General features: G+C 68.1%; 7 protein-coding genes. 6 read left to right on the top strand and 1 reads right to left on the bottom strand.

Going from position 1 to position 8,170, the window contains the following annotated elements:
• Positions 1–299: 299 nt before the first annotated feature.
• On the top strand, positions 300–1,175 hold the full coding sequence (locus A5752_RS12220) for an alpha/beta fold hydrolase (RefSeq protein WP_231967419.1): 876 nt from the start codon (positions 300–302) through the stop codon (positions 1,173–1,175).
• A gap of 5 nt (positions 1,176–1,180) precedes the next feature.
• On the opposite strand, the gene A5752_RS12215 is transcribed toward A5752_RS12220, so the two are convergent.
• Positions 1,181–2,797, bottom strand: a complete 1,617-nt coding sequence (locus A5752_RS12215) for a flavin-containing monooxygenase (protein WP_067085455.1) — start codon at positions 2,795–2,797, stop codon at positions 1,181–1,183.
• 130 nt (positions 2,798–2,927) lie between these two features.
• Between A5752_RS12215 and A5752_RS12210 the strand changes: the two genes are divergently transcribed.
• The 5 genes from A5752_RS12210 (at position 2,928) to A5752_RS12190 (ending at position 8,075) form a co-directional block, all read left to right on the top strand.
• The gene (locus tag A5752_RS12210) at positions 2,928–3,230 is read left to right on the top strand and encodes a 2Fe-2S iron-sulfur cluster-binding protein (RefSeq protein WP_067085424.1); all 303 of its coding nucleotides are present in this window, start codon (positions 2,928–2,930) and stop codon (positions 3,228–3,230) included.
• A 92-nt stretch (positions 3,231–3,322) separates the two neighbouring features.
• Positions 3,323–4,504 (top strand): acyl-CoA dehydrogenase family protein, encoded by a 1,182-nt coding sequence (locus A5752_RS12205; protein ID WP_067085423.1) that lies wholly within the window; start codon positions 3,323–3,325, stop codon positions 4,502–4,504.
• Between the two features lie 10 nt (positions 4,505–4,514).
• The gene (bphC, locus tag A5752_RS12200) at positions 4,515–5,423 is read left to right on the top strand and encodes a biphenyl-2,3-diol 1,2-dioxygenase (protein WP_067085421.1); all 909 of its coding nucleotides are present in this window, start codon (positions 4,515–4,517) and stop codon (positions 5,421–5,423) included.
• Positions 5,420–6,880, top strand: coding sequence for an FAD-dependent oxidoreductase (locus tag A5752_RS12195; RefSeq protein ID WP_067085453.1), 1,461 nt, complete (start codon positions 5,420–5,422; stop codon positions 6,878–6,880). Before bphC ends, A5752_RS12195 begins: the two co-directional genes overlap by 4 nt.
• A gap of 37 nt (positions 6,881–6,917) precedes the next feature.
• Positions 6,918–8,075: a zinc-binding dehydrogenase gene (locus tag A5752_RS12190; RefSeq protein WP_067085419.1), complete on the top strand. Its 1,158-nt coding sequence runs from the start codon at positions 6,918–6,920 to the stop codon at positions 8,073–8,075.
• The last annotated feature ends 95 nt before the right edge of the window (positions 8,076–8,170 follow it).

Genomic DNA, 8,170 nt, shown 5'->3' with positions numbered 1-8,170 from the left:
GCACCCCGAGTAAACCGCGGATACGTACTACGAAGAACCTGAACCGTGCCCATTCGGCGACCCCCGCTAACCCGTCGCCCGGACGCGGTCGCTCACGACCGTCATCGCGAAGCACCTGACGGGGTCGCCGGCGACATCGGGCCTCCTGACTACACGCGGGCGCGTCGACGGCCCGTCTCTCTCGACCGGCAGCGTCGCAGTGAAACGCGCACCGGCACAGTGAGCGTCCCGCTTACCGGGACGACCGATGAACGGAACACCCGCCCGGCGAGCGACCGGGCGCGTGGCAGGCTATGGGCGTGACCGATACCGCAGCCTTCATCGCCCGCGTCGAGAACGACCTCCGCGAGACGCCCACCCCCTCTGGTGTGCTGCGCTACTACGACGTCGGTGACGGTCCCGTCCTGCTGTTCCTTCACGGCTCCGGGCCCGGCGTCACCGGCTGGCGCAACTTCCGCGGTGTGCTACCCGCCTTCGCCCAGCACTTCCGTTGCCTGATCCTGGAATTCCCGGGTTTCGGGGTCAGCGACGACTTCGGCGGCCACCCGATGATCACCGCGCAGGGCGCCGTGGTCCCCTTCCTCGACGCGCTGGGGATCGACCGCGTCGACATCGTCGGCAACTCGATGGGCGGCGGCGTGGGGATCAACTTCGCGATCAACAACCCCGATCGCATCGGCCGCCTGGTCACGATCGGCGGCATCGGCACCAACATCTTCAGTCCCGGTCCGAGTGAGGGGATCCGGTTGCTGCAGGAGTTCACCGAGGACCCCACCCGTCAGCGGCTGGTGGACTGGCTCAACTCGATGGTCTACGACCAGTCCCTGGTCACCGAGCAACTGATCGAGGAACGCTGGCAGCTGGCGACCGATCCGGAGACGCTGGAGTCCGCCCGACGGATGTACGGCAAGAAGGCCTTCGCACAGATGATGGCGTTCATGCGTAGCAGCGATGCGCCGTTGCCGTGGGCGCAGATGCACAAGGTCGCCGCACCCACGCTGTTGACGTGGGGGCGCGACGACCGGGTCAGCCCACTGGACATGGCGTTGATCCCCATGCGCACCATTCCCAACGCCGAGCTGCACGTGTTCCCGAACTGCGGGCACTGGGCGATGATCGAGGCCAAGGCGGCGTTTGAAAGCACCGTGCTGGCGTTCCTGCGCCGGGACGCCTAGGACACCTAGGACGAGGCGAGCAGGCGAAATCCCTTGTAACCCGCGGCGGCCACCTCGGCGCAGATGTCGAGGTAGACGCCAAAGCCGCCGATGAACAACATGAATCCGCGCGGTTTACCCGGCACGTTGGCGCCCATGTACCAGGAGTTCGCCCTGGGGAACAGCGTCGCTTCCGCGCGCCGATTGCACTCGGCGATCCAGTTGTCCACGGCGTCGCCGGTGGCTTCGATCGCGGTGTAGCCGTGCCCGTCGAGATAAGAGATGGCTTCGGCGATCCAATTCACGTTCGCCTCGGCGTGCAACACCATGTTGGCCAGCACGGCGGGCGCGCCGGGTCCCGAGACCATGAACAGGTTCGGGAATCCGTCCACGCCGAGGCCGAGGTAGGTGCGCGGACCGTCCGCCCAGTCGTCGCGCAGCCTCTGTCCGCCCCGACCGACGATGTCGATCTTGCTCAGCGCACCGGTCATCGCGTCGAACCCGGTGGCGAGCACGATCGCGTCGACGTCGTAATGGGCATCGGTGGTGTTGATGCCGTCAGCGTCGATGGACACGATCGGTGTCTTCCGCACGCTGATCAGGCTCACATGCGGTTGGTTGAACGTCTGAAAGTAGTTGGTGTCGGTGCAGATTCGCTTCGTCCCGATGGGATGGTCGGTCGGGATGAGCAGCTCGGCGACCTCGGGGTCGTCGATCACCGCCCGGATCTTCTCCTCGTAGAACTTGCGCGCTTCCTCGTTGGCGGCCATATCGATCATCTGATCGCTGAACGTCTTCGAGAACAGCACACCCCCGAGTTCCCAGCGCTTCTCGAACGCGTCGCGCCGCTCCTCGGGCGTGGCCTCCATCGTCAGCTTCGGATGGGCGATGTGCGGTGAGCCCCCGCCGCTGCGCCACGACAGTCGGCGGCGCTCGGCGTAGGTCGCCTTGACTTGGGCCCGGTCCTCGTCGGTCAACGGCCGATTGCCTGCGGGCACACTATAATTCGGCGTCCGCTGGAACACGTAGAGACGATCGGCCTGTTCGGCGATCACCGGGATGGACTGGATGCCCGACGAGCCCGTCCCGATCACCGCGACCCGTTTGCCGGTGAAGTCGACGGGCTCGTGCGGCCAGTGCGCGGTGTGGTACAGCTCCCCCGCGTAACCGTCCAGGCCGGGAAAGTCCGGCGTCAACGCCGCGGACAGCGGACCGGTCGCCATCACGCAGAACCGGGCGGTGACGACCTCGCCCGTGTCGGTCGAGACCGTCCAGCGCAGGTTGTCCTCGTCGAGCACGGCCGAGGTGACCCGGGTGTTGAACGTGATGCCGTCGCGCAGGTTCAGCTTGTCGGCGACCCAGTTCATGTAGCGCAGGATCTCGGCCTGCGTCGCGTACTTCTCCGACCAGTCCCACTCCTGCTCGAGTTCGGGATCGAACGAGTAGCAGTAGTCGACGCTTTCGACGTCGCAGCGTGCTCCCGGATAGCGGTTGTAGTACCAGGTGCCCCCGACCTCGGGCGCCGCTTCGAACACGCGCACCGACAAGCCCTGCGAACGCAGCCGATGCAACGCATACAGCCCGGCGAAGCCGGCACCGACCACCACCGCGTCCACGCTTGACCGCTCCTCGGAGATACCCACGCAGCCACGGTAGGTCGTCGTGGACCCGCCACCGCCGTAGTTTCCCGATGACCGGGCGATCGGGCGGGCACCGTTCCGCCCATCGGAAAGACCGGTCGACCCGAGACCCGGCGACGGTGATGATCGGCGCATGTCACCAACCGACGCCTGCGGGACGCGGGTCGATGCCACCGTCTGCGTCGATCTGGACGGCACCCGGCACCACCTTCGCTGGCCGCGCGACAAGACACTGGTCGACGCGATGCTCGACGCCGGTGTCGACCCTCCGCACTCGTGCCGCGAAGGTCACTGCGGCTCATGCGTCGCGACCGTGGTGTCGGGCGAGGTCGACATGGCCAGCTGCGAGATCCTCGAGCCCGACGACCTGGCCGAGGGCCTGATCCTCGGCTGTCAGGCCCGACCGGTCAGCGACGATCTGCACGTCGAGTACTGAGCCGGAAACGCCGCCCGCTGACCGGGATTTGATTCCGTTCGCGCTTCCGGTGCGGTAGACCATCAAGTGCAGCCGATAGTGAGGACATCAGCATGAGTGAGCGCGTACTCGACCGGGTGATGCAACTGGCCGAGCAGTTCAAGGATCAGGGCGCCGAGGCCGAGAAGATTGGACGGCTGACCGACGCCACGGTCAAGTCGATGAAGGCCGCCGGGTCCATCCGCCTGCTTCAGCCCAAGAAGCACGGCGGGTACGAGGCTCATCCGCGCGAGTTCGCCGAAACCGTGATGGCCACCGCGGCCCTGGACCCGGCGGCCGGCTGGGTCAACGGCGTGGTGGGTGTGCACCCGTACCAGCTCGCCTACGCCGATCCGCGCGTCGGCGAGGAGGTCTGGGCCGACGACATCGACACCTGGATGGCGTCGCCGTACGCGCCGCAGGGTGTGGCCAAGCCCGTCGACGGCGGCTACATCTTCAACGGGCGCTGGCAGTTCAGCTCCGGGACCGACGCGTGCGACTGGATCATCCTCGGCGCGATGATCGGCGACTCCGACGGCAAACCGCTGATGCCGCCGCAGATGCTGCACATGATCCTTCCGCGACCGGACTACGAGATCGTCGAGGACTCGTGGGATGTGGTCGGGCTGCGGGGCACCGGGTCCAAGGACGTCATCGTCAAAGACGCGTTCGTGCCGGAGTACCGGACGATGGACGCGATGAAGGTGATGGACGGCACCGCTCAGCGCGAGGCCGGCATGACCGAGCCGCTGTACCTGATGCCGTGGTCGACGATGTTCCCGCTCGGCATCTCCGCCGCCACGATCGGCATCGCCGAGGGCGCGCTGGCCGCACACCTGGACTATCAGCGCGAACGCGTGAACTCCAGCGGCGTTGCGATCAAGGACGACCCCTACGTCATGTACGCGATCGGCGAGGCCGCCGCCGACATCAACGCTGCACGCCAGGAACTGCTGGCCAACGCCGACCGCATCTACGACATGGTCGCCGCGGGCAAGGAGGTCAGCTTCGAGGACCGGGCCGCGGGCCGTCGCACCCAGATCCGTGCGGTGTGGCGCGCCGTGTCCGCCGTCGACGAGATCTTCGCTCGCTCGGGCGGCAACGCCGCGCGCATGGACAAGCCGTTGCAGCGGTACTGGCGCGATGTGCACGTCGGCCAGCTGCACGCGATCCACGTGCCCGGCACGGTGTTTCACGCCGCGGCGCTGAGCTCGCTCGGCGTGGATCCGCAGGGCCCGCTGCGGGCGATGATCTAGAAAGGGCACGATGAGCGATCTCAAGAGCCTCGGATACGTCAAGGTTCAGGCCACCGACATCGACCGCTGGCGCCACTTCGCGTTCAAGGTGCTCGGCTTCGCCGAGGGCTCCGGTCCCGACGGCGATGCGCTGTATCTGCGCATGGACGAGCGCGCCGCGCGCATCATCGTGGTGCCCGGCGACGTCGACAAGATCGTCACCGTCGGGTGGGAGGTCCGCGACCATGCGGCGTTGACGCGCGTGAAGGCGACGCTCGACGGCGCAGGCGTGGCGGTCAAGGAACTTTCACTCGAGGAGGCCGACGCACGTCGCGTCGAAGAGGTGATCGCGTTCGACGATCCCGCGGGAACGTCCACCGAGGTCTTCCACGGCGCGGTGCTCGACCACAGCCCGGTGGTGACGCCGTACGGCGCCCGATTCGTCACCGGCGATCAGGGATTGGGCCACGTCGTGTTGCCGGCCCTCGACGTGCCGGGGCTCTTCCAGTTCTACACGGAGGTCCTGGGATTCAAGTCGCGCGGGGCGTTCCGCGTTCCGACGCCGCCGGAGTTCGGACCGCTGCGGGTGCGGTTCCTCGGGATCAACGCGCGCCACCACAGCCTGGCGATCTGTCCCGCGATGACGCTGCGCGATCCGGGCCTGATCCATCTGATGGTGGAGGTAGACAGCCTCGACGCGGTCGGGCAGGCCCTCGACCGGGTGAGCAAGGACGGTTTCCAGCTGTCCTCGACGCTGGGCAGGCACACCAACGACAAGATGGTGTCGTTCTACGTGCGGGCGCCCGGCGACTGGGACATCGAATTCGGCACCGACGGTATGCGGGTCGACGAAACCTATTACACCGCAGAGGAAATCACCGCCGACAGCTACTGGGGCCACGAGTGGGTGTCCGACCTGCCGGCCGCGATGCGCCCGTGAGCAGCGATCTCACTCCCCTGCCCGCGGCCGGCATCGCGAAGTGGGACGAGGAAGCCGACGTCGTCATCGCCGGCTTCGGGATCGCCGGGGCGGCCGCGGCGGTGGAAGCCGCGCGCGCCGGCGCCGACGTCCTGGTGCTCGAACGCACCGGGTCCTGGGGCGGCGCGGCGTCGATGGCCGGCGGGTTCATCTACCTGGGCGGCGGTACACCCATCCAGAAGGCTTGTGGCTTCGACGATTCCGTCGCGAACATGGCCGCGTACCTGAACGTCGCGATGGGCCCCGGCGCCGACGAGAAGCGCATCGCCGACTACTGCGACGGCAGCCTGGAGCATTTCGACTGGCTCGTAGGGTGCGGTGTCCAGTTCAAGCCGGAGTTCTTCGGCGAGCCCGGCTGGGAGCCCATGGGCGATCAGGGGCTGATGTACAGCGGCGGGGAGAACTCCTACCCGTTCAACACGATTGCCACGCCCGCGCCGCGCGGACACGTCCCACAGATGTCGAACAAGAAGCAGGGCGAGGCCAGCGCCGGCTACATGCTGATGAAGCCGCTCGTGGAGACGGCCACCGCGGCCGGCGCGCGGGCGATCTACGACGTTCGTGTGCAACGGTTGGTCGTCGAGTCCGGCGGCCGGGTGGTCGGTGTGTACGCGCGGCGGTACGGCGAGGAGATCGCCGTGCGGGCGCGTCGCGGTGTGGTGCTCGCGATGGGCAGCTTCGCCTACAACGAGGCCATGGTCGCCCAGTACGCGCCGCGCATCGCCGGCCGGCCCGCCGCCGCCATCGAGCAGCACGACGGCCAGGCGATCCGGATGGCGCAGGCGCTGGGCGCCGATCTCGCCCACATGGACGCCACCGAGGTCGCCATCTTCATCGATCCGCAGCAGCTGGTCCGGGGCATCCTGGTCAACGGTCGCGGTCAGCGCTACGTCGCCGAGGACACCTATCCCGGCAGGGTCGGGCAGCTGACCTTGTATCACCAGGACAACACCGCGTTCTTGATCATCGACGAGAAGTCCCAGGAGGAGGCGATGGCCTCGCTGTCGCCACAGCTGATGCTGCGCCCGCCGACCTGGGTGTGCGAGTCGGTGGCCGAACTCGAATCCGAGATGGGACTGCCGACGGGATCGCTTCAGGCGACCGTCTCCGCCTACAACGCCGGCGCCGCCGCGGGCGAGGATCCGCTGCTCCACAAGAAGCCGCAGTGGCTGCGACCGATCGGCTCGCCGGTGGGGGCGATCGACCTGCGCGAGAGCACCGGCGGATTCACCCTTGGCGGGCTTCTGACATCGCTCAACGCGGAGGTGCTGCACGTCAGCGGCGAGCCCATCCCCGGCCTCTTCGCCGCGGGCCGCTGCACGGCGGGTCTCGCCGCATGGGGCTACGCGAGCGGTATCTCGTTGGGCGACGGCAGTTTCTACGGCAGGCGGGCGGGGCGGAGCGCGGCGGGCGCCTAGCGTCCGACCGCCGGTCGGCGTGGTACACGATGGACGTATGAAAGCCGTCAGCTGTGAACGAGGCACCCTGTCCGTCGTCGACCGCCCGACGCCCGCCCCGGCGCGTGGGCAGTTGCTGCTCGAGGTGCGGCGCTGCGGCATCTGCGGATCGGATCTGCACGCGAAGGACCACGCCGACGAGCTGACCGACGTGATGGACGAGGTCGGCTATCCGGACTTCATGCGCCAGGACACGCCGGTCGTCTTGGGCCACGAGTTCGTCGGCGAAGTGGCCGAGCGCGGCGCCGGGGCGCCCAAGGAGTTCAGAGTCGGGGCTCCCGTGGTGTCGTTTCCGATGGTGCGCGCGGCAGGCGGGGTGCACATGACCGGGCTGTCGCCGCTGGCGCCCGGTGCGTACGCCGAACACGTCCTCGCCGAAGCCTCGATGAGCTTCGTCGTGCCGAACGGGCTCGACCTCGACATCGCTGCGCTGACCGAACCGATGGCGGTGGCCCTGCATGCGGTGCGCCGTAGCCAGATCGGCAAGCGAGATGTCGCGATCGTGATCGGTTGTGGGCCGGTCGGTCTCGCGGTGATCTGCCACCTCAAGTCGCTCGGCGTGCAGACCATCGTGGCGAGCGACTTCTCTGCGACCCGTCGCGAGATGGCGGCGCGCTGCGGCGCCGACGTCGTCGTCGACCCCGCCGTCGACTCCCCGTACACGGCCGTCGATCAGTCCGGGGTTGTCACCGAGGCCCAACAGTTGTTCGAACTCGCCGTCGGCACGATGGAGAAGCTGCGCCGCGTGCCCGGGTGGTCGCATGTGTACCGGGTCGCCGACAGGCTGGGCGCAGCGTCGCCGAAGCGGCCGGTGGTCTTCGAGTGCGTCGGCGTGCCCGGGGTCATCGACGGCATCATCCGGGCGGCGCCCGTGCAGTCGCGGGTCGTCGTCGTCGGCGTGTGCATGGGCACCGACCACTTCCGCCCGGCGGTCGCGAACGGCAAGGACATCGACCTGCGGTTCGTCTTCGGCTACACGCCGCTGGAGTTCCGCGACACGCTGCACCTGCTCGCCGAGGGCAAGGTGGACGCCTCGTCCCTCGTCACCGGCACAGTGGGCCTGGACGGCGTGGCCCGCGCCTTCGAGGTGCTGGGCGCGGCCGAGGCGCACGCCAAGATCCTGATCGACCCCCGAAGCGACGCCGTTTCGCCCTAGCCGGGGTTGCAACACGCCGGCGTGCGGCCGTCTCCGCAGGTCGTTGACGTGATCGAAAGTAAATCGTGCTGTTCGTGTGACACCCCGCACACGGG

The organism is Mycobacterium sp. 852002-51961_SCH5331710, from assembly GCF_001665535.1.
In the GTDB taxonomy this organism is placed as follows: domain Bacteria; phylum Actinomycetota; class Actinomycetes; order Mycobacteriales; family Mycobacteriaceae; genus Mycobacterium.
The sequence above is the reverse complement of the archived record's forward strand: the minus strand, read 5'-3'. Positions and strand labels throughout refer to the sequence as shown.